The 22,545-nt window shown below is 64.8% G+C and carries 31 protein-coding genes; 12 read left to right on the forward strand and 19 right to left on the reverse strand.

Annotated features, from left to right (window positions below):
• Positions 1 to 52 precede the first annotated feature (52 nt).
• Positions 53 to 361: a hypothetical protein gene (locus VFF99_RS06730; protein ID WP_325016195.1), complete on the reverse strand. Its 309-nt coding sequence runs from the start codon at positions 359 to 361 to the stop codon at positions 53 to 55.
• 74 nt (positions 362 to 435) lie between these two features.
• Here VFF99_RS06730 and VFF99_RS06735 point away from each other — a divergent pair, with 74 nt between their 5' ends.
• Together VFF99_RS06735 and VFF99_RS06740 are read left to right on the forward strand one after the other, a co-directional pair.
• Entirely contained in the window at positions 436 to 636 is a 201-nt protein-coding gene (locus tag VFF99_RS06735) for a hypothetical protein (protein ID WP_325016197.1), read from the forward strand.
• 108 nt (positions 637 to 744) lie between these two features.
• Complete coding sequence (locus tag VFF99_RS06740) at positions 745 to 1,461, forward strand: alpha/beta hydrolase (protein ID WP_325016199.1); 717 nt, start codon at positions 745 to 747, stop codon at positions 1,459 to 1,461.
• 178 nt (positions 1,462 to 1,639) lie between these two features.
• Here VFF99_RS06740 and VFF99_RS06745 read toward each other — a convergent pair whose 3' ends face one another.
• A complete protein-coding gene (locus VFF99_RS06745) occupies positions 1,640 to 2,401 on the reverse strand; it encodes an FRG domain-containing protein (protein WP_325016200.1) in 762 nt (253 codons plus the stop codon).
• 184 nt (positions 2,402 to 2,585) lie between these two features.
• Between VFF99_RS06745 and VFF99_RS06750 the strand changes: the two genes are divergently transcribed.
• The gene (locus VFF99_RS06750) at positions 2,586 to 3,494 is read left to right on the forward strand and encodes a hypothetical protein (protein WP_325016202.1); all 909 of its coding nucleotides are present in this window, start codon (positions 2,586 to 2,588) and stop codon (positions 3,492 to 3,494) included.
• Here VFF99_RS06750 and VFF99_RS06755 read toward each other — a convergent pair.
• From VFF99_RS06755 to clsB, 6 genes are all read right to left on the reverse strand, one after another.
• On the reverse strand, positions 3,469 to 3,885 hold the full coding sequence (locus VFF99_RS06755) for a DUF4383 domain-containing protein (RefSeq protein ID WP_325016204.1): 417 nt from the start codon (positions 3,883 to 3,885) through the stop codon (positions 3,469 to 3,471). The two genes, VFF99_RS06750 and VFF99_RS06755, sit on opposite strands and share 26 nt — an antisense overlap.
• 150 nt (positions 3,886 to 4,035) lie before the next feature.
• Positions 4,036 to 5,334: a cytochrome P450 gene (locus VFF99_RS06760; protein WP_325016206.1), complete on the reverse strand. Its 1,299-nt coding sequence runs from the start codon at positions 5,332 to 5,334 to the stop codon at positions 4,036 to 4,038.
• A gap of 31 nt (positions 5,335 to 5,365) precedes the next feature.
• Positions 5,366 to 5,638 carry a hypothetical protein gene (locus tag VFF99_RS06765; RefSeq protein WP_325016208.1) on the reverse strand — a complete coding sequence of 91 codons (273 nt, stop codon included), beginning with the start codon at positions 5,636 to 5,638 and terminating at the stop codon, positions 5,366 to 5,368.
• A gap of 72 nt (positions 5,639 to 5,710) precedes the next feature.
• The gene (locus VFF99_RS06770; RefSeq protein ID WP_325016211.1) at positions 5,711 to 6,136 is read right to left on the reverse strand and encodes a hypothetical protein; all 426 of its coding nucleotides are present in this window, start codon (positions 6,134 to 6,136) and stop codon (positions 5,711 to 5,713) included.
• A gap of 51 nt (positions 6,137 to 6,187) precedes the next feature.
• Positions 6,188 to 7,165, reverse strand: a complete 978-nt coding sequence (locus VFF99_RS06775; protein WP_325016213.1) for a lysylphosphatidylglycerol synthase domain-containing protein — start codon at positions 7,163 to 7,165, stop codon at positions 6,188 to 6,190.
• The gene (gene clsB / locus VFF99_RS06780; protein WP_325016215.1) at positions 7,162 to 8,400 is read right to left on the reverse strand and encodes a cardiolipin synthase ClsB; all 1,239 of its coding nucleotides are present in this window, start codon (positions 8,398 to 8,400) and stop codon (positions 7,162 to 7,164) included. Before clsB ends, VFF99_RS06775 begins: the two co-directional genes overlap by 4 nt.
• Before the next feature lie 182 nt (positions 8,401 to 8,582).
• On the opposite strand from clsB, the gene VFF99_RS06785 reads away from it, so the two are divergent.
• Complete coding sequence (locus VFF99_RS06785; RefSeq protein ID WP_325016217.1) at positions 8,583 to 10,454, forward strand: glycosyltransferase; 1,872 nt, start codon at positions 8,583 to 8,585, stop codon at positions 10,452 to 10,454.
• Between the two features lie 7 nt (positions 10,455 to 10,461).
• On the opposite strand, the gene VFF99_RS06790 is transcribed toward VFF99_RS06785, so the two are convergent.
• The 4 genes from VFF99_RS06790 to VFF99_RS06805 form a co-directional block, all read right to left on the reverse strand.
• Positions 10,462 to 10,788, reverse strand: coding sequence for a hypothetical protein (locus VFF99_RS06790; protein ID WP_325016219.1), 327 nt, complete (start codon positions 10,786 to 10,788; stop codon positions 10,462 to 10,464).
• A gap of 148 nt (positions 10,789 to 10,936) precedes the next feature.
• A complete protein-coding gene (locus VFF99_RS06795; protein ID WP_325016221.1) occupies positions 10,937 to 11,203 on the reverse strand; it encodes a hypothetical protein in 267 nt (88 codons plus the stop codon).
• 150 nt (positions 11,204 to 11,353) lie between these two features.
• On the reverse strand, positions 11,354 to 11,572 hold the full coding sequence (locus VFF99_RS06800) for a hypothetical protein (RefSeq protein WP_325016223.1): 219 nt from the start codon (positions 11,570 to 11,572) through the stop codon (positions 11,354 to 11,356).
• Positions 11,573 to 11,689: 117 nt separating this feature from the next.
• Complete coding sequence (locus tag VFF99_RS06805) at positions 11,690 to 12,037, reverse strand: DUF2917 domain-containing protein (protein ID WP_325016225.1); 348 nt, start codon at positions 12,035 to 12,037, stop codon at positions 11,690 to 11,692.
• 146 nt (positions 12,038 to 12,183) lie between these two features.
• Between VFF99_RS06805 and VFF99_RS06810 the strand changes: the two genes are divergently transcribed.
• On the forward strand, positions 12,184 to 13,098 hold the full coding sequence (locus tag VFF99_RS06810) for a LysR substrate-binding domain-containing protein (RefSeq protein ID WP_325016227.1): 915 nt from the start codon (positions 12,184 to 12,186) through the stop codon (positions 13,096 to 13,098).
• A 185-nt stretch (positions 13,099 to 13,283) separates the two neighbouring features.
• On the opposite strand, the gene VFF99_RS06815 is transcribed toward VFF99_RS06810, so the two are convergent.
• Positions 13,284 to 13,808 (reverse strand): hypothetical protein, encoded by a 525-nt coding sequence (locus VFF99_RS06815; protein ID WP_325016229.1) that lies wholly within the window; start codon positions 13,806 to 13,808, stop codon positions 13,284 to 13,286.
• On the opposite strand from VFF99_RS06815, the gene VFF99_RS06820 reads away from it, so the two are divergent.
• Together VFF99_RS06820 and VFF99_RS06825 are read left to right on the forward strand one after the other, a co-directional pair.
• The gene (locus VFF99_RS06820; protein ID WP_325016231.1) at positions 13,807 to 13,971 is read left to right on the forward strand and encodes a hypothetical protein; all 165 of its coding nucleotides are present in this window, start codon (positions 13,807 to 13,809) and stop codon (positions 13,969 to 13,971) included. The genes VFF99_RS06815 and VFF99_RS06820 overlap by 2 nt on opposite strands.
• 13 nt (positions 13,972 to 13,984) lie before the next feature.
• Entirely contained in the window at positions 13,985 to 14,557 is a 573-nt protein-coding gene (locus VFF99_RS06825; RefSeq protein WP_325016233.1) for a DUF4124 domain-containing protein, read from the forward strand.
• Here VFF99_RS06825 and VFF99_RS06830 read toward each other — a convergent pair whose 3' ends face one another.
• Positions 14,558 to 15,139, reverse strand: coding sequence for a restriction endonuclease (locus VFF99_RS06830; protein ID WP_325016235.1), 582 nt, complete (start codon positions 15,137 to 15,139; stop codon positions 14,558 to 14,560).
• On the reverse strand, positions 15,136 to 15,678 hold the full coding sequence (locus tag VFF99_RS06835) for a M15 family metallopeptidase (RefSeq protein ID WP_325016237.1): 543 nt from the start codon (positions 15,676 to 15,678) through the stop codon (positions 15,136 to 15,138). The genes VFF99_RS06830 and VFF99_RS06835 overlap by 4 nt, the downstream gene beginning before the upstream one ends.
• A gap of 184 nt (positions 15,679 to 15,862) precedes the next feature.
• On the opposite strand from VFF99_RS06835, the gene VFF99_RS06840 reads away from it, so the two are divergent.
• Complete coding sequence (locus VFF99_RS06840) at positions 15,863 to 16,336, forward strand: SRPBCC family protein (protein WP_325016239.1); 474 nt, start codon at positions 15,863 to 15,865, stop codon at positions 16,334 to 16,336.
• Positions 16,337 to 16,380: 44 nt separating this feature from the next.
• Here VFF99_RS06840 and VFF99_RS06845 read toward each other — a convergent pair whose 3' ends face one another.
• Positions 16,381 to 16,839: an AAC(3)-I family aminoglycoside N-acetyltransferase gene (locus VFF99_RS06845; protein WP_325016241.1), complete on the reverse strand. Its 459-nt coding sequence runs from the start codon at positions 16,837 to 16,839 to the stop codon at positions 16,381 to 16,383.
• Between the two features lie 8 nt (positions 16,840 to 16,847).
• On the reverse strand, positions 16,848 to 18,113 hold the full coding sequence (locus VFF99_RS06850; protein ID WP_325016243.1) for a hypothetical protein: 1,266 nt from the start codon (positions 18,111 to 18,113) through the stop codon (positions 16,848 to 16,850).
• Between the two features lie 152 nt (positions 18,114 to 18,265).
• Here VFF99_RS06850 and VFF99_RS06855 point away from each other — a divergent pair, with 152 nt between their 5' ends.
• Complete coding sequence (locus tag VFF99_RS06855) at positions 18,266 to 18,964, forward strand: RNA polymerase sigma factor (protein ID WP_325016246.1); 699 nt, start codon at positions 18,266 to 18,268, stop codon at positions 18,962 to 18,964.
• A gap of 29 nt (positions 18,965 to 18,993) precedes the next feature.
• Positions 18,994 to 19,593, forward strand: coding sequence for a GTP cyclohydrolase I FolE (folE, locus tag VFF99_RS06860; protein WP_414691513.1), 600 nt, complete (start codon positions 18,994 to 18,996; stop codon positions 19,591 to 19,593).
• A gap of 10 nt (positions 19,594 to 19,603) precedes the next feature.
• Here the strand turns inward: folE and VFF99_RS06865 are convergent, their stop codons facing one another.
• The gene (locus tag VFF99_RS06865; protein WP_325016285.1) at positions 19,604 to 20,557 is read right to left on the reverse strand and encodes a chemotaxis protein; all 954 of its coding nucleotides are present in this window, start codon (positions 20,555 to 20,557) and stop codon (positions 19,604 to 19,606) included.
• Positions 20,558 to 20,669: 112 nt separating this feature from the next.
• Entirely contained in the window at positions 20,670 to 21,350 is a 681-nt protein-coding gene (locus VFF99_RS06870; RefSeq protein ID WP_325016249.1) for a dienelactone hydrolase family protein, read from the reverse strand.
• Positions 21,351 to 21,495: 145 nt separating this feature from the next.
• Here VFF99_RS06870 and VFF99_RS06875 point away from each other — a divergent pair, with 145 nt between their 5' ends.
• A complete protein-coding gene (locus VFF99_RS06875) occupies positions 21,496 to 21,732 on the forward strand; it encodes a hypothetical protein (RefSeq protein WP_325016251.1) in 237 nt (78 codons plus the stop codon).
• A 62-nt stretch (positions 21,733 to 21,794) separates the two neighbouring features.
• Positions 21,795 to 22,475, forward strand: a complete 681-nt coding sequence (locus VFF99_RS06880) for a glutathione S-transferase family protein (RefSeq protein WP_325016253.1) — start codon at positions 21,795 to 21,797, stop codon at positions 22,473 to 22,475.
• The last annotated feature ends 70 nt before the right edge of the window (positions 22,476 to 22,545 follow it).

A 22,545-nucleotide genomic window follows, 5' to 3' on the forward strand; every position in this document is an offset into this window, starting at 1 on the left:
CCTGATGCTGCGTGATGAGACATGAGAGCGCAGGGCGTCCGACAAGTTGCGCCTAGCCGTGGTAATACGCTTCCTGGATCATCCACAGCGTGGTGCGCATCGCATTGATGTCGTCGAGGCCGGCGGGCCGATCCGTCGTGTCAGCCCTGTATGCGGGTCCTGGCGGCGCCGCCAATATCCGCACGTACTGCAAGTCGAGTGCGGGATCGGCGCCGATCTGCGCCAGCGCCTCTTCCTCGATGTCGAACATCAAGCCCCAGCTCAGCGTCTTGCCGGCGGAGGTATGGCGCCTGACGATGTCCCGGATCACTTCGCGAAGCCGCACTTCCACCGCAACGAGCTTGGCAATTTCCGTGTCCATGGCAATAAGCGTTGATACTGTATATTCATACAGTATAATCAGAAGGGATGGAATTCAAGGACAAAGGACCGGAAATGAGGACTTCCAGCGCGCTGTCCCTGCTGCAGGACGGGGAGTTGTGCATCGTTACCACCGCATTCGGCGAGCGTGAAATGCGCTGGAGCATCGCCGGATGGTGCTTCTATTACACGAGTGCGGGCATCCCCGTCATCTGCCCATTCGACGAGATCGAGGAATGGCGGCCGGCGGTGCTGAACCGCGCCCGCGGCAGTTGAGCCGCGTTGCGCGCGCGCAGACAGAGCGGCGTTTTTCCCGCGGCGCGGCGAAACCATGCCTTTCCCGCAATGTCCCATCTCGAGCACGGTAACGCGAAGGAAGATGCCATGGCCTCGATGATGGATACGGAACTCGTCACCATTCCCTGTAACGGCGTGAAGGTGGAGGGCATGCTGGAGCTGCCGTCCGATCCCGTGGGAATCGTCCTGTTCGCCCACGGCAGCGGCAGCAGCCGGCTCAGTCCGCGCAACAACTATGTCGCGGCTGCGCTGCGCCAGTCGCAGATCGGCACCTTGCTCATGGACCTGCTCACGCTCGCCGAAGACGAGGATGAGCACCTGCGCTTTAACATCGCCTTGCTGGCCGAGCGGCTCGGCATTGCGGTGGATTGGCTGCAGAAGCACGGCAGCACCGCATCGCTGCCGGTCGCCCTGTTCGGCGCCAGCACCGGGGCGGCAGCCGCGCTGCAGGTAGCGGCGGCAAGGCCGGACGACATCGCCGCCGTCGTGTCGCGCGGCGGCAGGCCGGACCTTGCGGGCGAGGCCGTGCTGCCGAAAGTGATCGCGCCTACGCTGCTGATCGTCGGTGGTTTCGACCTGCAGGTGATCGATTTGAACCAGGCGGCGTTTGCCGCGCTCCGCTGCGAAAAGCACCTGGAAATCGTTCCCGAGGCCGGACACCTGTTCGAGGAACCGGGCAAGCTCGCCAAGGTGAGCGCGCTGGCGTCCGCGTGGTTCATCCGGCACATGTCTTCGCCGGAGGATGATTCCGCCGGGCCGGTGAAGGCGCGGGGGGTGTCGCGGGCTGAAAAGCGTTTGGGCTGAGGCGGCGGATTCGACGCCGCTGGATTCCCGCCTGCGCGGGAATGACGTGGGATGGGTGTGAGGTGCGCCACCTGAGCCAGCCGCACGCAGGCACACAGCCCGGTCCCACGCTTCCCCCTCTCACCCCGTCATTCCGGCGAAAGCCGGAATCCAGCGTCGTAAAGCGCCCGCCAAAGCCTCACCCATTACTCGGCGCATGAATGGCACGCAGCTCCGACGTCAGCGCGGCCAGGTCCGGGAATAGCGAGTACTTCCGTATCCCCAGCAGGGTCAGTTCTTCGAACAAGGGCGGAATATCGACGTTCGGAATGACGAGCTTGCGCAGCCATTGATCCGCGCCGTCCATCGCGTCGATGGGCGTGCGGCTGGAGTGGATCGTGAACGCGCCCTGCTGCAGCTGGATGCGCGGGTCATGCTCGATGGCCATCGCCACGCCTACCGTGTTCAACTCCTTGCGGTTTTTGAAGGCCGGCTCGATCAGGGGCTCGTAGGACGATGCGTCGAGCGGAAAGATCAGCGGCTCGAAGCCTTGCGATTCATTCAGCCGGCGTGCGTCGAGTACCCAGATGCACGCATCCCTGTCCGGCGCTGAAGTGGGCGGCACATAATCCGGGTGCAAGGCGAAGAAGCAGGCTACCAGCGGCGAGTAGGTCCAGTCGAGCAGCCGCGTCGGCAAGCCGTAGTGCTGCATCAAGGCAAGCCAGCCCGGGTAGTCGTTGCTCATCGGGCACGAATAATAGCGGCTGCGCGCGCGCACACGGAATTCGTTCGTCAGGTAGCGCTCCTGCTGCGGCGTGTAGCCGCGGTGCACGCTGGGCGACAACATCCAGCGGCCATCAGCCTGTCCGCGGAAGAGCCAATGCTGTCCCGGCGCCGTGAGCGCCTTTACCTCGCGCGCCAGGTCGCCGATAGAACGGACGGCAATTTCCTCTATGCTCATCTGTGCGCGGCCGGCGATAGGTTTCGCTCTGTCATTTCAATCCCTGCAATGCCTCGATAGACAGGATGGCAAGCCGTTCCGTCATTGCAACCCGAAGGTCTCCGCATTCCTTGACCACCGATCCCTCGCTCTTTAGACTGGGCACCTTTTGCCTCCCGGATGCGCCATGCGCGCATGCAAGCAAATGAGCAATACCTTTACTCCCCGGCCGGTGCCGAGCGAAATCATTGCAAGCTGGCCGTCGATGGCGCTGTCGTTGTGGCGGCGTTCATTCCGGCCGCAGGCCATCGTCCTGATGTCGGTGGCCTTCCTCCTCAAGCTCTTTCCCGCATGGGCCACGCCCGCCGGCTTCGTGCTCGCGCCCTCGCTGTTCGTCGTCGCGTTTGCCGTGGCGCAGGTTGCGGACGAAAGAAAGTTATTTTCCTGGCAGGCGCTGGGCGAGCTCGTGCTGCCCGGCGCAGTGCGGCTGTGCGGCGTGGCGCTGAAATTCGCCGCCGGCTTTGCTGCCCTGGCCGGCGCCCTCGCCTTGCTCGCGACGACGCTGGTCCGCCACAGCGCGGTCGATGAGCAGCAGGCGGCATTCGCTGCCGCCATCGGCTCGGCGCGGGCGACGGTTTCCATGCCGGACACGCTGGGCGGCGAATTCCTGCACTTCTGCGCCACCTGGATGCAGGGTGTGATGGCGATGATGTTCCTCGGCATGTTCATTGTCGCGATCTACCAGGGCGTGTTCGGCGCCATCCTCCATGCGCAACAGGGCATGGAGGCGCGCGCCGCGCGCCGCCTCGGATGGCAGGCGTGGCAGGTCAATGCAGGCGCAATCGAAGAGGCATTGCGCGCGGCGCCGGCATCGTTCTGGCTGCGCACCGTCCTTGCCGGCGTGGCAATCGCGGCTGCCTTCCAGTCGGTCTACTTCTCGCCGGCGGGTCTGCTGCTGGCGACCTATGTGCCCTGCCTGGCCTATGTCGCCTTCCGCAGCATCTTCCTCGGCAGGCACGAAAACGTCCCGGCCGCATTGCGCAGCGGGGAAACCGCGCGCGGCCCGCTCGTGCCTGCCATGGCAGACATCAGGCGCGCTGGACTTCGTGCTTGACGGCGAAGCCGAAATAGGCCGAGATCAGCGCCGTGCCGGCATGCAGCCACACGTCATGGCCGTGGATCGGGATCAAACCGAACACGGTGTTCATGCCGGGGATCAGGCCCATGATCGCGAGCACACCGTAGATCACGGCCAGCGAGCGGGCATAAGTGACCGACGCACCCAGGCTCTTCGCCGCAGCCAGGCCCCAGACGCCGATCAGCAAGTGCACGATGGTGTGCAGCACGTTGACCGGGAACAAGCCCAGCAGGTTACCGTGCAGGGTATCGACCGCCACCTGCGGCGCGTCTCCCGCCGGAGGCTGCAGCAATTGCGGTATGAAGCCGGCGATGCCGACGAGCAGGTAGATCAGGCCGAAAATCATCGCAAATCGACGCACGTTCATGGTTGCACCTCATGCCAGAAATTGATCAACATGTTCACGCCCGCGTGGACAGCATGATCCGTGCCACTGCGGCGCAGGGCGCACAGGCGCAGCTTGCGCCACTGGCGTCCAAGATTTACAAGCCGCTGTGAAAATTTGCGCGTCGGTGCGTTATTGCGCGCGGTACTCGCTGCTGCGGAGAACACGCGCCTGCTGCTCGAACACACCGAGGCGCGCCACGTTGCGGATGAGGAAGCGGCTCGCCGGGATGGCCGGCATCCTTCCGAGGTCGATGCCGAGGTCTTGCTCCGGCACATCGTAATCCAACGCCGTCGCCAGCAGCCTTGCCGCGGCTTTCACCAGTTCGATCGTGAGGCGCTCGCCGGCGCAGCGGTGCCCGATGACATGATCGCCGCCGCCTTGCGGAATCAGCGTGTAGGGGCTGCGGTCCCAGCTGCGGAAACGGTCGGGCCGGAAAGTTTCCGGATCGCCCCAGATGCGCGGATCGTGATTGGTGCCGTACAGATCGAGCAAGACCCATGCACCGGCCTCGAAATGCATGCCGCGCCAGTCGAACGCCTGGCGCGCGCGGCCGCCCACGGCCGGGAAGAAGGGATAGAACCGGCGTACTTCCTGCACGAAGCATTCGAGCCAGTCCTCGCCGCCGCCGCGGATACGCTCCCTGCATTCCGGGTACTGGTGCAGCGCGAGTGCCGCAAAGGTGATGTAGCGCGCGACCGCAACGGTCGGGCGCAAGAGGTTGATCAGTTCCACCGCCGCCGACTGTACGTCGAGCAGCTCGCCGTCGGGACCGCGATACATGGCCACCACCCAGGCAGGACTGTCCTCCGCCACGTTCATGTGGTGCGCGCGGATGCCCTCGATGATGCTGCGCACCCATTCTTCGGTGCGCGCGCGAAGCAGCATGGCCTTCCAGTTGCGCGGCCCGATGGCGCCGGCGCCCTCGATCATGGCGGAGAACTCGCCGGTGCGCTGCAGCACCGCTGCTTCGGTCAGGGGAATGCCTGCCCAGCGGCACACCGCGCTGCACAGGATCTGCTCCACCTCGTTGTGCAGCACCACCTCATCGGCCGCAGCCCACGTGGCGATGCGCCCCTGCCATGTTTCCTCGAACTCCGACACCAGCGCGCGGATGCGGTCCGGCGTCATGAGGGACAGAAGCATCTGCTTGCGATGGCGGTGCACCTCGCCGTCGAGCACCTGGGCACTGCCCACATCCTGCAGCAACATCAGCGCCGACGGCGGCAGCGCTTTCTTGCGCGTGAAACGGCCGGGATGGTAGAACATCTCGGCCGCGTCGGCGCCCATGACGCAGGTGACCCGGCCCAGCATGAGCCGGGTCTCGAACACGTCCGTATTCAAGCGGCGGCAGCGGTTCTGGATGAATGCGTAGCCCTCGCGCAGCAGCGACAGCGTGCCGTCGGGACTGGGGTCGCGCGGGACAGTCATGGCCGTCCCCGTCCGCGCACTTGACCCTCCGTCACGGCTGTTTCGGCACGTCGACGCGCGTGATGCCGCCGCCGGCAACCGGGTCGCTGGCGGGGAACGTCAGCTCGACGGCATCGTCCAGCAGCTCCTGCTCTTTCTCTTCCGGATCGTCGGAACACATCTTCCGGTCGGTGACATCTTTCGATGCCGCGTCCTGCGGGCTGACGTCCTTCGGCGTCTGCGACGCGGATTGGGTGCCGTGCGAAGACCTTTCCTTCGGCTCCCTCTTTTCGTCCTCTGCGGAACTTCTCTTCAGGTTCGACATGACGTTTCTCCTATGGAATCGCGGCGCCGGCTAAGCGCCGTTCACCTGCGATGGTTACAGGACTTGAAAGTTCTACCGGCCTGTCCCGATGGTGGGACCGCCCATGCCGGGGCCGCTGGGCGAGCCGGTCGAACCGCTGCCCATCGTCCCTGTGCCGCCCGAGGTCGGGTTGGTACCGGGACGCGTTCCCTTGGCATCGCTGGCTTGCGGCGATGCGCATTCGGCCTGTTGCGCCTTCTTGCCGGCCGCCGGCTGAGGGCAATCGGTGGATTTGCCGGAAGCGGCCGCACCTTGCGTGCGCGAGGTGCCCGAGGTGCCGCCCATGCTCGTGTCCCCGGTCGACCCGGCGCCGCTCGTTGCCGGCGGCGTGTTCGGTTCGACCGAGCTGCCTGTACCCAGGGTGCGCGAACTGGTGCCGGAAGTCGGCGGCGAGGCGGTCTGCGCGATCGCCATGCCGGCGCTCAGGGCCAGGCCGAACAGCAAAGATAATTTCTTCATCATTTCTCCTGCGAAAAAAACTTCAATGCACTCCTTCTGCAAGGAGCGTGCCTAACGGTTCTGCTTCTTTCTCGCGCGCACTTCGAGCACGAGGTAGACCACGGTGGCGATGGCCAGCGGCAGGAGGTAATAAATGGCGCGGTAGGCAAGCAAGCCGGCCAGCAGTTCGCTGCGCGGCAACTGGTGCGAGAGCAACACCACGAACACGGTCTCCAGTACGCCCAGCCCCGCCGGCACGTGGGTGATGACGCCGGCCACGGCCGCCACCAGCAGCACGCCGAGCACCGTCGGGAAGTCGATCTTTTGCCCGAGCAAGATATGCACCGCCGCCGCGATCAGCAGCCAGTTCGCGCACGACATCGCCAGCTGCAGCAATGCCAGCCGCAGCGAGGGCAGCTCGATCTCATGCCCCCTGACTGTCCACACCCGGCGCCGCGAGAATGCGCACAGCAGCAGGTAGGCGATCGCCGCCGCGAAGAGCGCAGCGCCGAGTATCTGAAGGCCTGCCATGTCGAGCTTCCATTCCGGCGGCGGCGATGGCGGCGCCCACCAGAACGCGAGGCCGGCGAGCACGAGGTAGCCCAGCCAGTTGGTGAGCATGCTCATCGCGACCACGCGCGTCGTCGTCGCGGTATCCAGCCCGAAGCGCGAATACAGGCGGTAGCGGAAGGCGACGCCGCCGACCAGCGCGCCCATGTTGAGGTTGAAGGCGTAGCTGACGAAATTGACCGTCATGACCTTGGGCACCGACAGCCGGTGGCCGGTGATGTGCCGGCCGAACAGGTCGAAGCAGCTGTACAGCAGGTAGCTCGCGGCGGCGAATGCGAGCGCCGGCAGCATGTCGCTCGCTGGGCGGCGCCGGATCGCTGTCATGACTTCATCCCATTCGATGGTGCGGGCCTGCGTGAACAGCAGGTAGGCGACGGCGGCGAAGAAGGCGAGCGTCAGCAGGCGCTTGGTCCAGGTCCACCACGTGCGCCGGTTCTCGGCACGGCCGCCTGTTGCCTGTGCGTGCTGGTGTACCGTCATGGGAATGCCTGCTTGTCGATCTTGTCGAGCTTGTCGGTGGCCGCCGTTTCCGCGGGCAGCAGGGGCGCCAGCCGCGGTGCATGCGCGGGCAGCCGGCCGGCCCAATACGGATAGCGCCGCAGCACATGGAACAGGAAGTAGCTGCGCAGCTTGCGCCAGGTGGGCCATTCCTTGAGGTCGGCCGCCTCCACTTGGCGGCAGCTGTCACGCATCAGGCGCTGCAGGCTGGCGCTCACGGTGGCGGCGAATTGCCGGTCGCGGATCATCACGTTGGCTTCGAGGTTGAGCGACAGGCTGAGCGGATCGAGGTTGCTCGATCCGACGGTGGCCCACTCATCGTCCACCACCGCGACCTTGCCGTGCAGCGGACGTTCGCAGTATTCATAGATGCGCACGCCGCCGCGCAGAAGATGGTGGTACAGCATCGCGGCAGCGGTCTGCACGATCGGCATGTCCGGATTGCCCTGGAGGATGAGCGAGACCTCGACGCCGCGCCGCGCAGCCTTGCGCAGCTCCCGCAGGAAGAAGTAGCCGGGAAAGAAATAGGCGTTGGCGATCACCACCCGCTTGCGCGCCAGGCGCACCGCCAGCCGGTACTGGCGCTCGATGTCGTTCGTGTGGTCGCGGTTGTCGCGCCAGACGAACAGGGCGTCGGCCTCGCCCACGGGCGGCGAGGGTGCGACCGAGGGATGTGCGCGCCGCCACGAGAACCATCGCCGTCCCGTCCTGCCCTCCGCAATCGCCGACAGCATGAAGCTGCGGATGTGCGCCACGATCGGCCCCTGCACCTCGACCGCGTAATCCTGCTTGGCTTCCGGTCCGTAGTCGGCAAGGTGATCAGCCGAGTAGTTGATGCCGCCGACGAAGGCGAGCTTCCCGTCTACCACCACCAGCTTGCGGTGCATGCGCCGGAAATAGTTGACGCGTGCAAACAGGCGCGGCGCCGGATCGAACACATGGATGCGCACGCCGGCGGCGGTCAGCGAGGAAACGTATTCCTCGGACAAATCGGGCGAGCCGAATGCATCGATGGTGACATCGACCTGCGCGCCGCGCCGGGCGGCGGCGAGCAAGGCGGCATGCAAGGCCTTGCCGACCTTGTCCTCATACAAGATGAAAGTTTCCAGCAACACTTCGCGCCGCGCTTGCGCAATCGCTTCGAACACGCGCGGGTAGTATTGCTCGCCGTTTTCAAGCAACGCGAACTTGTTGCCGCTGATCCAGGGCTGGCTCAATGGGTCCTCTGTATGTGATTGATTCAGGACGGTGCGTCCTTTCAAGAGATAGACAGGGAAACGCCGCGGATATTCCATTGAGGCGAATCAATGCCGGCTCCGGTGCTTGCGTGGCGGCAGATCAAGGCCGGCCCCGCCTTGTTTCCCTACGATCCTGTTAGACCACCCGACAAGGACACGCCATGCCCCAAACGCCGCCGCCGTCTGTCAGCGTGCTGATGCCGACCTTCGAACAGGCGCAGTTCATCCGGCGCGCACTGGACAGCCTGCAGGCCCAATCGCTGACGGACTGGGAAGCCATCATCGTGGACGACGGTTCGCGCGATGCGACGGCGGAGACGGTGTCGGCGTATCTCAGCGATGCGCGCATCCGCTATTACCGCCGCGACGAAAATGCCGGCCTTGGCCATGCCCTGAACGAAGCGATATCGCGCGCGCGGGCGCCGCTGCTGGCCTACCTGCCCAGCGATGATGTCTACTACCGCGACCACCTCGCCGGCCTGAAGGCGCAGCTCGACGCGCGCGAGGATGCGGTGCTTGCCTTCTCCGGCGTGCGCCACCATTACAACCGCCACTGCGAGGGGCAGGTTCCCGGCTATCCGCTCCAGCTCGTGCAATGCATGCACCGCAGGAACGCGCAGCGCTGGATGGAGCGCGACGAACTCGAAACCGACGACCTCGAGCGACTGTACTGGTCGAAGCTGCGTGCACAGGGAGCGTTCGTCCCGACCGGCGCCGTGAGCTGCGAATGGGTGGACCATCCGCGCCAGCGGCACAAGATCATGCGCGAGCCGGCCGGCGGCATCAACACCTTCCGCGCGCACTACCGCGTGGCGGCGCCGCTGCGCTTCCACAGCGCGGTCGGACATGCGATCGACGAAGCGGCGCAATACCGCGCGATGCGCGAGCGCGCGGATACGCCGCGCGCACGAGGCGGACTGAAGATCCTGCTCGTGGGCGAGCTCGCCTATAACGCAGACCGCGTGCTGGCGCTGGAGGAACAGGGCCACAAGCTGTACGGCCTGTGGATGCGCGAGCCCTACTGGTACAACACCGTCGGCCCGCTACCCTTCGGCCATGTCGAAGACCTGCCGCGCGACAACTGGAAGGAAGCGATCCGGCAGGTGAAGCCGGACATCATCTATGCCCTGCTGAACTGGCAGGCCGTGCCGTTCGCGCACGAAGTCATGATGGCCGTGCCGCGCGTACCCTTCGTCTGGCATTTCAAGGAAGGGCCGTTCATCTGCATGGAAAAGGGAACGTGGCCGCTGCTGGTGGACCTGCACCGGAAGGCGGACGGCCAGATTTTCTGCAGCCCAGAAATGCGCGACTGGTTCGACACCATCGTGCCCGGCCTGTCGGAAGAAAAGCCGACGCATGTGATGGACGGCGACCTGCCCAAGCGCGACTGGTTCGGCGAGACGCGCTCGCCGTTGCTGTCAGCCACGGACGGCGAGATCCACACCGTCTCTCCGGGGCGGCCGATCGGCTTGCATCCGGAAGTGGTCGCCGAACTTGCGGCGCATGGCATTCACCTGCACTTCTACGGCGAATTCACGCAGGGACAATGGCTGCAGTGGATAGACACCACGCGCAAGCTGGCGCCCGGCTACCTGCATCTGCATCCGAACGTCGACCAGTTGCGCTGGACCGAGGAGTTTTCACGTTATGACGCCGGCTGGCTGCACGCATTCCGCAGCACCAACGGCGGCGAGATCCGCCGCGCAATATGGGACGACCTGAACTATCCGGCGCGCCTGAGCACGCTGGCGGCGGCCGGACTGCCGATGATCCAGCAGGACAACGAGGGCGCCATCGTGGCCACGCAGGCGCTGGCAAACAGGATGGGAATAGGTGTGTGCTACCGGACGATTGCCGAGCTCGCGGCAAGACTGAAGGATGCGGAACGGATGCAGGCGCTGCGCGAACGCGTATGGCAGCAGAGGCACCTGTTCACCTTTGACCATCATGCGCCGGCGCTGGTGGCGTTCTTCCGCGAAGTGATCGGTTCCCGCTCGCGCGGCACCGGCAAGAGCGCCGCGCTGTCGAGGTGAGGCAGGGTCAGACGTAGGCGCCGACGGCGATCTTGCGCGCAACGCCGTGCCGCTCGCGCCGCATGCGCATGTCGGTCGCGATCCAGGCGAGCCCGTTGACGATCGCGAACACCAGGCCAAGGACGGCCACGGCGGCGCAAGCGATGGCTTCCAGCTCCACGAACTGGCGCATGATGCCCTCGGGCATGAAGCGCGGCACGCTGGTCAGCGTCCATTGCAGCAGGCACCACGCGGCGCCGAAAAATGCCAGCAGCGCCACGCCGATGCGGACGGCGACGGCATGACGGACCTGCCGGTCGGGCAGGGAAAGATTTTGTCCGGGGATGGTGAACATGATGTTTCCTCTCGTATGCAAGGCCGTTGTGCGGCCTGGTGCAACAATCATGTTTCCATTATTGCCGCGAGGTTCGGACGAATCCAATTTCTGTTGCCGATAACCAGTTATCCGTTCGATGAATAACGTGGCCAGCCAGACCCTTGCCTCAACGGATCCAGTACCACTGCATGTAACGGTCGAGGTGCAGGCTATGGCGGACCAGGTCGTCGCGGCGGCTGGTCTGCTCGATGCAGCTGCGCCAGGCGGCGCTGCCTTTTGCATAACCGCTCTTTTCACAGGGCGGGCCGTATTCTTCCGACATCGCCATGATCGGGTCGGCGTTGTACGCGGCTTGCTCCGGGGTGCCGCAGGCGGCGAGCAATGCCGCGGCGGCCAGTAGTGTGAGGGGGGTGCTAAGGGAGGTGCCCATCATGCTTCCTTTCATTCTTCTTGGCGGCAGGCACATTCCGGATCCCCCCCTGCATTCCGGTAGTGCCGCGAATTGAAGTTTAGAAGGCAAGCCTGCGATTGCAAGGAGCGCTATCGCGGCCAGCCTCCAGGCGCCGGCGCCTCGCTCCTCCGCTCAGTGATTGGGCACCAGCCGGAAGGAGGCGCCTTCATCCGCGGTATCCACCCTCCCGTCCTGCGCCGCCTCTTCGAGGGTGCGGACGAGGACGTCCTGGTCGATATCCGGCAAGCGCTCGGACAAGTCCTCGATTGCCATCAGGTTGCTGCGGTCCTGGTCCCATTGCTGATACGCGTCGGAAATTTTTTTCCACACCTGGCCTTGGTCGATGTTCATCGGCATGTTCCTCCTTGGTTGATGACGACCAAGTGTGTCCACGAATCAGCAAAACAGTTCACTGCCATCAACGCGAGCTAGAGGTGGATCAATGGTGGAATGAAATAATGCGCCTCGTTATGCGAACCGGACGTCAAAGGCCGTTGAAGCGCTGAAAAGCCGCCGTCGCGTTTCCTCCGCTGCGGGCCGGATGGCAAAGGCCGAGGGGCCGCCTGCGCCCGACAGGACTACGCCGCGCACTGGCTGCATCAGGCTGCGGCTTTGCCCGGCCTGCAGGATGCAGTCCTCGGTCTCGCCGGGCACCGTCAGCCACAGTGTTCCGGACAGGCAGGCGATGACGAGCGGGCCGCGCGCATCCAGCACGGCCACGCGGCCGGGATCGAGCTGCATGACGATGCGGGCCGGGGAGGCCGGGCGTGCGGGCGGGATGAACCCGTTGAAGTCGATGCTGGCGGCGATGTCCATGTCTTTTCTCCTCGTGCGCGGTGCGGCAAATCGGCGCATACTTTGCATGAATTTCATTCATGCTTGCGGTGCGCCATGCCTGTAGTTTAAAGAGCGATACGCTCTGCTCAAGCGCTATTTCCGCATGCCTCACATGAGAAAAACGCATGCAAAACGAACTGCTTTCCCTGCCCCCGCTGGACGCCCTGCGCGGCTTTGTCGCCGTGGCCCGGCGCATGAGCATCACGCTCGCCGCCCAGGACCTGTGCCTGACGCAATCCGCCGTGAGCCGCCAGGTGCAGGCGCTGGAAGAACACCTCGGCACGCCGCTCCTCGTGCGCAAGCATCGCGCCATTGCGCTGACCGAGGCGGGGCGGCGTCTGTTCGACCTCGCCTCTCCCTGGCTGGGGCGGCTGGCGGAGTATGTGGACTCGCTGCAGGAGGAAGGGCGGGTCAGGCCGGTGACGATCACCGCCAGCATCGGCGTGACCTCGCTGTGGCTGCTGCCGCGTCTGGGCAGTTTCCAGGCGGCGCATCCGCATATCGATGTGCGCGTGGCCGCCAACAACCGCATCGTGGACATGGCGCAGGAAGGCATCGACGTGGCGATTCGCTACAGCCGCGCCTCGCGCGTGCCGATGGGAGCCGTGCGCCTGTTCGGTGAAGCGCTGGTGCCGGTGGCCAGCAAGGCGGTGGCGGCCAAGGCCTTCAAGACCCCTTCGGCGCTGCTGCAGCAGGTGCTGCTGGAACTGGACGAGGGTGGCGTCCCCTGGCTGCACTGGTCGGACTGGCTGAGCGCGAAAGGCTTCGCGCATGCGAAGCCGAAGGCCTACCTGCACTTCAACCAGTACGACCAGGTGATCCAGGCCGCGATCGAAGGCCACGGCGTGGCGCTCGGCCGGCTGGCGCTGGTGCAGCCGATGCTCATGGATGGCCGCCTGGTGGCGCAACGCAATGCGCAGGTCGGCGTGGACGATCTCGCTTACTGGCTGGTGCAGGCGACGGAAGCGCCGCGCGAGGAAGTGAAGGTGTTCAGCGAGTGGATCGTGCGGGAGGCGCAGCGGAGTGGTCAGGGGGCGTAGGCGGCGGTGGGATTCCGTTGCGGTCTACACGCCCTGCTGTTCTTTAAGGGCATGGTGGGTTTCGCTTGCGCTCTACCCACCCTACCGTCCTCTATAAAGAACCGTAGGGTGGGTAGAGCGTAGCGAAACCCGCCAAAGCACATAAAGAACCGTAGCGTGGGTAGCCGCGCCCCAAGGAGGCGCAATCAGTACGCGTACCTCACCGCCATCCCCCCACCCCACTTCTGGTTGCCTTCGGCGGTGGTCTCGCGCGAGACGTAGGTCTGCGCCTTCCACGAGCGGTCGACGCTGTGCTTGTAGCAGGCGGTCAGTTCGCGGGTCTTTGCATTGCCAAAGGGCTTGTCGCTGCATCCAAACCCGATGCCTGAGGTGTCCGGCTCCTGCAGTTTCAGCACGTTCTTGTCCGCGGCGTTCGCGGGCTGGAGGGCGGGCACGGGAGCCACACCCAGTTGCCGCTTGTCGGCAAGCGCGCCCTTGAGCTTGAACTCGGGGTCCTGGAACAGGTTGTAGGTGACGATGCGGCGCGATGCCTCCTTGCCGCTTCGCCTGCCCGTGCCTGCGTGCGCAGCGGCAGACGCCGGCTTGGCCTGCTTGCCGGCCTTGTACCCGGCGCCGGCATCGGCGGCGCGGCACGGCGCCGCCGCAAAGATGGCGAAGGTGGCGAAGCTCGACGCGGCAAGAAGCGCAATGGCGGAGGCGGTGATCGGCATGGCGAATCGTCAACCCATGTTGGTCATCCTATTATCTTCATTTCCTGTCGGAAATGAAGATTTTTCAGCGGAATGTGTCGCCGATATGCCGCAGTTGCGCCTGCGCGTTGCCAGCTTGTTCATTCTCATGCAGCGCCGCGCCGAGCCTTGCTATCGTGTCTGAAAGGAGCGAAGCCATGATCCCGACCTGTCCGCGCATCCTCATCCTTGCCCTCACCTTGGCGCCGGCCGCCTTCGCAGCGGAGGAAATCCCGCGCCCGGAGCCCATCGGCAAGCCCGCCACCAAGGTGTACCGCCTCGTAATGCCGGACGGGCGCGTCATTTATTCGGACAAGCCGATCAAGGGCGCGAAGGTGGACGAGACCATCAAGGTCGACCCGCCAGCCAAGGGGAGTAAACCGCCTTCATCGGCGACGGTTTCGGGCCGCCCGGCCGAGCCCCCGCTGCGGAGCGGCCCGACCCCCGTCGACCGGGTCGCGACCATCCCGGCGCCGGGCAGGCCGAAGACGCTGGACGACGCCAACGCCGATGTAATCCGTGCGGAAATGCTGCTCGATGATGCCCGCAAGCGCATGCAGGCCGGCGCCGAGCCGCTGCCTGGGGAGCGCATCGGCACGGCCGGCGGCGGGTCGCGGCTGAGCGACGACTACCATGCGCGCCAGAAGCGCCTGGCCGAGGAAGTCGCCGTCGCGGAAAACGTGCTGAGAAATTCGGTCGCGGAACGCGATGCGCTGCGCGAGGGACGCTGATCAGGCCGGGGCGCGCACCATGCCGCGCAGGAGTACCGCAAGGCCGTCCTCGCGCATGACCGTGATGCGGTGTTCGGCGGCGAAGCTGCGGGCGTTGTCGCTGAGCTGGCCGAGGGTCATGTAGATGCGTTCGTGCGCGCCGCAGTCCTGCGCCGCGGCGTCGAGCTCGCGCAAGGCTTCGATGCCGGTGCTTGCGGCCTTCCAGCGCTTGCAGCTGACCACCGTCTTGCGGCCATCCCTGACCAATTCAAAGTCGGCGCCGCCGGCGCGCCGCTTCACTTCGTAGCCGTCGCGGCGGTAGCCGGCCTCGATCGCATCGGCAAAGTCCCGCCACGACATCGCGGCCACGGTGTCGCGGGTGTGCGCCACCAGGGCGGCGCCGGGGGCGCGCCACTGCCTCACCGCGGCGATGATGCCGATGACAAAGAACGGGAATCCCGCGCTTGCGCCATAGGCCGCGTACTGGCGCGGAAACAGCATGCTGGCGGCAAGCGAGACCACGGCGGCGATCAGGATGCTGATCCACCACGGTTTGCGCAGCAGGATCGCGAACAGCGAGTTTTCCGACATCTTGAGTTTCATGCCTGCGCTCCCGGAAGATAGGACCAGTGCCACGGTTCGTAGATGAAACCGAGCGCATTCCCGCGCGGATAAGAGAGGCCGAAGCCGAACCGGCCGGCATGCGCGGACAACCAGCGGAACGCCTCCGTGTGTTCGAAGGGCTCTTCACGCTCCTCGCAGCCCGGCGTGTTGATGTCCACCGCGCGCCCGGTATGGTGTTCGCTGTATCCCGGCGCGGCGCTGAGGGTGAGGATGGTGTCCATCGGCATGCCGCGCGCCTGCTTGTCGCGGATGATCTGCGCCTGCTCCTCCAGGCCGCGGAAGGCGGACACGATTTCGAGCACGATGCCTTCGGCCAGCGCTTCCGCTTTCATCGCCTGCCACGCGGCGGCGGCTTCGGGAATGAGGAGATGAAGGCGGCCGTCGCGGCCGGTTTCAGCCGGCGCCAGCGTTCTCGCCTCGGCATGGAACGGGAGGTTCTTGCGCGCCAGCAGGGCATCGGAAATGCCGAGCGACGCCAGCAGCAACGCAAGGTTGTTGTCTTTTTCGTGAGGGAGCATGGGAATGAGGGAAAAAACCTTGCTGCCGATTATATCTGCATGGCGGGTGCCGGCCTGCCCGGAAGCCGATATTTGTTGCCCTTGGACACACCTGGCTCATCCCTTTTGGAATTTTTTGACAAGGACTTGTCTAACTTGCACATGCGGCCATGACGGCCTTTCATCCATCTTGAAGGAGGTAAACATGTCCACCGTAGAAAAGTCGATCGAAGTGAACGTTCCTGTTTCCACGGCGTATAACCAGTGGACGCAGTTCGAGGACTTCCCGAAGTTCATGGAAGGCGTCGAGGAAGTGCGGCAGCTGGATGATACCCACCTGCACTGGTGCGCCAATGTCGGCGGCAAGCGCAAGGAATGGCAGGCCGAGATCACCGAACAGATCCCCGACCAGCGCATCGCCTGGCGTAGCACGACCGGCGCGCCGAATGCGGGTGTCGTCACCTTCCATCACATCGACGCCAACACCACGCGCATCATGGTGCAGATGGACTACGATCCGGAAGGCGTGACCGAGAATGTGGGCGATGCGCTCGGCATGTTCTCGCACCGTGTGCAGGGCGATCTGGAGCGCTTCAAGGAATTCCTGGAGTCGCGCGGATCGGAAACCGGCGCATGGCGCGGCAACGTCCAGCAAGGCCAGCCGCGGCCGGGCGTATAAGCCATCGGCGATATGAAAACGGCAGGCGCGGGCCTGCCGTTTTTTTATGGGAGGATGTCGAAGTGCAGCACGTCTTCCCGGATGCCGAGCTTGGTGTACAGCGCAATGGCCGGTGCATCGACCAGGTCCGCCTGCACGAAGATGACATAGGCCCCCGCTGCGCGGGCGCACTCCTTCAATGATTCGATCAATGCCGTGGCGATGCCTTCGCGCCGGTGCCCTTCCGCCACCGCGAGATCGTAGATGTAGACCTCGCTGCGTTCCTGTTCGAACTTGCGCAGCACATAGGCGGCCAGGCCGCCCACCACCGCATCGTCCTTCAATGCGGCCAGCGCGATGAAGCCGTCGCTGCCGAGCAGGCCTTGCATATAGGCCTTGCCGGGCCTTGCGGCGGTGTAGGTGCCAACGTCGCCGAATGCTTCGCCGAACATCGTCATCATGCCTTCCATCAGGCCGGTGTCCGCCGCGCCGAGACGGCGGATGCTGAACGTTGGAATGCTCATGTTTCCTCTCAGTTGCCGAACAGGCCCTTCAGCAGCTTCACCGGGTTCGCTACGTCCGGCAAGGATACGGGCGCAGCGCTCTCGACAGGCTCGCTTGCCGCCTGGCCGCGTCCGTCACGCTGGGCCTCGCGCGAATCTTCCATGCCCAGCATGGTCATGCCGGTTGATTTGATGCGCACGCGCGCCGTCCATTCCGGCTGCCAGTTCGCCGGCGCTTTTTCCGGACGCGGCGGATGCGAGACGTTGAGTTCGTTGCCATAGGCGATCATGTTGAGCATCGCGCCCTGCGCCTTGTCGAAGATGCCCTTGGGCACCGTGCAATTGCCGGTGGAAGGCGGCAAGACCACCTTTTGCTGGACCAGCCTGGCGACCTGCGCCGGCGACTGATAGCTCATCAGGGACCAGCCGTTGTCGGGCTTTTCGCTGGAGCTCCAGAAGATCATGTCCTGCGCCCCGCCCGGCCCTTCCGCCGCACCCTGCGCATGCAGGAAGTAGCCGCGCGCATGCTGCATCGTGTTCCATTCCACCTGCACGCCATCCTTCGGCGCGCCGCGGGTCTTGAGCTGTACCTTGGGCAGGAAGTCATTCGCGGCGCCGACGTTGAACTTGAGCGTGGGCGGCACGCCGTTGCCGCTCACCGCATGCTCGCCTTCAAGCGAAGCATTATCGGGCACGCGCTTGCTGTCGCGCTCGTTCGGCCAGAGCGAGTGGCCGGCACGTCCCTGCACGCCCTTGCTGGCGGCGCCGTGGCTGGAGAAGAACTGCGCGAACTCGGCATGGTCCTGCTTCGCGAAATCCAGCACCTTGGGCTGGTCGGGACGGATGCTGTCGCCGCAGCCCCAGTAGAGCAGGATCCTGCCCTTGGGCTTCTCGGCACGCTCGGGCGTCTCGTCGCGCGTGACGCTGCCCTGCTCGTTGCGCGGCCGGTGCGGCAACAGCAGCAGCGACGGCCCCATGTTCATGCCGCCCGGGATGGCGTGCGTGCCTTCGACGCCGCCGGGATGGGCGCGCACATAGAGTTCCGTGTCCATCGCCTTGCCGCGTCCACCCATGCCCATCGAGCCGCCGAAGCTGTTTCCGCCCATGATGCCGCCCATGAGCCCGCCAAGGCCGGCGCCACCCTCTTCCGGCATGCCGGGGATCGAGACGTTGCTGGTCGACAGGTCGACCCAGTATTGGGCCGCCGGGCCGCGCGCCTGGGCGTGGGCGACATCGGCGGAAGCGGCGGCGGTTGCCGCGCAAAACGTGATTGCGACGCGCAATGTGTTCTTCATTCTGGCATCTCCCTTTATTTGTCGTCATCGGAACGTCCCGATCGCCGTGTGGATTCTGCCAGAAAGCGTCCGCTCCGGGTGGACTACACTGGGAACGCGGCGAAAGCGCGCTTCATCTAATGTCATGACAACCCGAAATGCACGAGGCCACCATGCCCACTACCGCCATAAAGACTGCTCACGACTGGAATGACGCCGAACTGGCGCGCCGCATCGCCGACGGCGACAAGGCTGCCTTCGAACAGATGATGCGCCGTCACAACCGGCCGCTGTACCGCACCGCGCGCAGCATCCTCAAGGATGACGCCGAGGCCGAGGACGCGCTGCAGGACGCCTATCTCCTTGCCTTCCGCAACATGGGCAAGTATCGCGGCGAGTCCAGCCTGTCCACCTGGCTGACGCGGATCGTGGTGAACGAAGCGATCGCGCGGTCGCGCAAGAGCAACCGGCGGGCGGAAGTGATCCAGCTTGCCGGCGATGGTGAATCCCCTGGCGCGTTGGAGCACGCGATGGCACACGAAACGGATGAGTCGAACACCGGGCAACCCGAACGGGCGGCCATGCGCGCGGACGCGCGCCGGCTGCTGGAACAAAAGATCGACGAGTTGCCTGCGGCATTCCGCACCGTCTTCGTGCTGCGTGCGCTGGAGGAAATGAGCGTGGAGGAGACCGCCGCCTGCCTCGGCATTCCGGAAGCTACGGTGCGCACCCGCTTTTTCCGTGCCCGCAGCATGCTGCGTGAATCGCTGTCACGGGAATTCGATTACGCGCTGGAGGGCGCATTCGGCTTCGACGGCGAACGCTGCGACCGCATCGTGGCCAGGACACTAACCCGGCTGGCCGGCCAGTGAGCGCAGGGGGAGAAACCATGACAAGAGCCATGCACGCCTTCCAGGTGCGCGAGCGGGAGGATGAGAGCGAAGAGTTCACGCTGCATGACTGGCGCCGCCTGCTGCGGCATCTCGGGGAAGACCCGGCGCGGCAGGGCCTGGTCGATACGCCGCAGCGCGTGCACAAGGCCTGGCAACACTGGTCTTCCGGCTATGCGACCGAACCGGCCGATATCCTCAAGGTATTCGAGGACGGCGCCGAGCAGGTCAACGAGCTGATCGTGGTGCGCGGCATCCCGGTCTACAGTCATTGCGAGCACCATCTCGCCCCCTTCTTCGGGACGGCCACGATCGGCTACACGCCGAACGGGAAGATCGTCGGCTTATCCAAGCTCACCCGCCTCGTCGACTGCTTCGCCAAGCGCTTGCAGGTACAAGAAAGGTTGACGATACAGGTGGCGTCAGCGCTGATGGAGCATGTGCAGCCGCTGTCGGTCGGCGTCGTCGTGCGCTGCCGCCACATGTGCATGGAAAGCCGCGGCATACGGACGCCGGGAGAGGAAACGGTGACGTCCGCCCTGCTGGGTGAAATGCGCACCAACCTCGGGCTGCGCAATGAATTCCTTGCGCTGGCCCGGGAAAAGGGTTGATCAAGACTGATCAGGCAAGTGCACGGCGCAGCGTCGCGGCGAGTTCTTCCGCGTTGAACTTGGCGACGTAGGCGTTGGCGCCCACGCTGCGCACATGCTCTTCGTTGGTCGTGCCCGACAGCGAGGAATGGATCACCACCGGAATGGACGCGAACTTCGGCGCCTGCTTGATATTGCGGGTGAGCGTGAAGCCGTCCATCTCGGGCATTTCCAGGTCGGACAGCACGAGCGCGACCTTGTCCTGCACCGTCTTGCCTTCGGCTTCCGCCGAGGAGGCCAGCGATTGCAGGCGCTCCCAGGCTTCCTTGCCGGTCTTGGTCATGATGAAGGGCACGCCCATCGCTTCCAGCCCCTGCTCGATGAGCGAACGGGCGACGACGGAATCGTCGGCGGCAAGCACGACGGTGCCCGGCTTGAGGACGACCTTGTCGCCGATGTCGTCGGGATCGACATCCTGTTCGTCCGACGCGCCCATTTCACGCAGGATGGTTTCCACGTCCAGCACCTGCGCCAGGCGCGAACCTTCCGCATTGCCGTCCAGGCGCGCGATGCTGGTGACCATGTTGCCGGCCGCCGTGTTTTCGGCGGACAGCACCTGGTTCCAGTCCAGGCGCACGATGTCTTCGACCGCCTCGACCGCGAAGCCTTGTGTGGTGCGGGCGAATTCGGTCACCAGCAGGATGTTCAGGCCGGTCCTGGGAACGCAGCCCACGATGGCGGGCAAGTCCAATACCGGGATGATCTGGCCGCGCAGGTTGACCACGCCCAGCATATGCGGGCGCGAGCCGGCGATGGCGGTAATGGCGGGCATCGCAACGATTTCGCGGATCTTGAACACGTTGATGCCGAACAGTTCGGAGCGCTCGCCGTTGGCGTCGCCGCCGAGGCGGAATAACAGCATTTCGAACTTGTTCGAGCTGGTGAGGTTGCTGCGCTCGTCGATATCCTTCTGTACCGCGTCAATCATTATTACCCCTGCTGTTGGTGTGGATTTCAGCAGGGTAACAGTTCAGGCAGTGCGCGACAATTGCGTAGCGCAAGGAAAGCAGGAATTTTCCGGCATGGCCGCTGCTCCCTCAGCCCCCGTTGGCGCGGAACAACGCGAGCGTGCGTTCGCGCGCCAGGGTTGCACTTTCGTCATGAAAATCGCTGCGGCGGTCGGAGTTGAAACCGTGCCCGGCCTCGTACAGATACACCGGCACCTCGGGATGCCGCGCCTGCACTGCTGCAACACCGTCGAGCGGGATGCCCTTGTCGTGCTTGCCGAAGTGCAGGATGACCGGGCAGCCCGGCGTCTCGTCAGCCATTTTCGGGATCATGCTGCCGTAATAGCCTGACGCCGCCGCCAGACCTTCGCACCGGCAGGCGGCAGCCCAGCTCACCGATCCGCCATAGCAGTAGCCGGTAATGAATACCGGGCCCTTGTCCTTCAGGCTATCGATGCAGGTCTGCACGTCGGCAATCGATTGCGCGAAGGGATGGAGTTCGCGCGCCACGCGCAGTGCCGCCTGCACGTCCTCAGGCGCGTAGCTTGCCTGCAGGCCGGGCGCCTCGCGGTCGAACAGGGCGGGGGCGAGCACCTCGTAGCCTTCCGCCGCAAAGCGGTCGCACTGTTCGCGGATGTGTTCGGTGACGCCGAAGATTTCCTGGATGAGCACCAGTCCTCCACGGCGCGGCCCTGCGGGTTCGACATGGTAGACGCCGATCGTCTCGCCGTCGCTCATCCGCATCTGCAACATCTTTCCGTTGAGTGTCATCAGGTATCCTTTCATTGTGCGGGCCGCCAGTATATCCGCGCTGCGCGCCGGCGTTTTGCGGCAAGCCGGACCGATGCGCGCCAGCAGTGCAAAAGTCCCCGATTGCTGCTAACGTATCTTTCCCATTCCAATCAAGGAGACTGCGATGAAAACCGTTCTGGCTGTCCTTCTGTTCTCCGTATCATCCCTCGCCGCCGCGCACAATTGCCCCAACGAGATGAAGGCAATCGACGCAAAACTCGGCAGCGCGTCCGGCATCAGCGCCGAGAACATGGCCAAGATCAAGTCGCTGCGCGCCGACGGCGAAAAATTCCACAAGGAAGGCAAGCACGATGAATCGATGAAAGCGCTCGGCGAAGCCAAGAAGCTGCTCGGTATCTGAGCCACGACCAACCCCTGATAGCCACCGCCGGTGGCTATTTTTTTGCCACGACCCTATCCCCCATGATCACACTCTTTCATTGCGTGAGCGCCCGCTCCTTCCGTCCCCTGTGGACCATGGAAGAACTGGGCATGCGTCACGGAACGCACTACGAGCTCCGGATGCTGCCCTTCCCGCCGCGCGTGCATCAGCGGGAATACCTGTCGGTCAATCCGCTGGGCACCGTGCCGGCCTTCTTCGACGGCGAGGTGAAGATGACGGAATCGGCGGCGATCGCGCAGTACCTCGTGACGAAGTACGGCCCTTCGCGGCTGGCGGTCGCGCCTGACGAGCCTGCCTACGGCGCATGGCTCAACTGGCTGCACTACGGCGAGGCTACATTGACCTTCCCGCAGACGCTCGTGCTGCGCTATCGCCACATGGAGCCGGAGGAACGCCGCCTCCCGCAGGCGGCCGAGGATTACCAGCGCTGGTTCCTCGCGCGCCTGCGCGCGATCGACGCCGCGCTGGCGGGAACGGAATACCTGTGCGCCGGCCGCTTCACCGCGGCGGACATGTCGGTGGGCTATGCACTGATGCTGGCCGAGTATCTCGAACTGCAGGAGCAGTTTCCGCCGGCCGTGCGCGCGTATTGGGAGAGGCTGAAGCAGCGGGAAGGCTACCGGCGCGCGCTCGAGGCACAAGAGCATGCGGCAGGCACGCAGGGCGTGTCGACCGTTCCGGCGCCGCTGGCGTGGCGCTGATGCTCCCCCGCTGAAAAAAACAAGGCCACCTCAGGTGGCCTTGTCCGTTCTGTCGCGGCAAAGAATGCCG

Origin of the sequence: Noviherbaspirillum sp. (assembly GCF_035654295.1) — a bacterium.
In the GTDB taxonomy this organism is placed as follows: domain Bacteria; phylum Pseudomonadota; class Gammaproteobacteria; order Burkholderiales; family Burkholderiaceae_D; genus Noviherbaspirillum.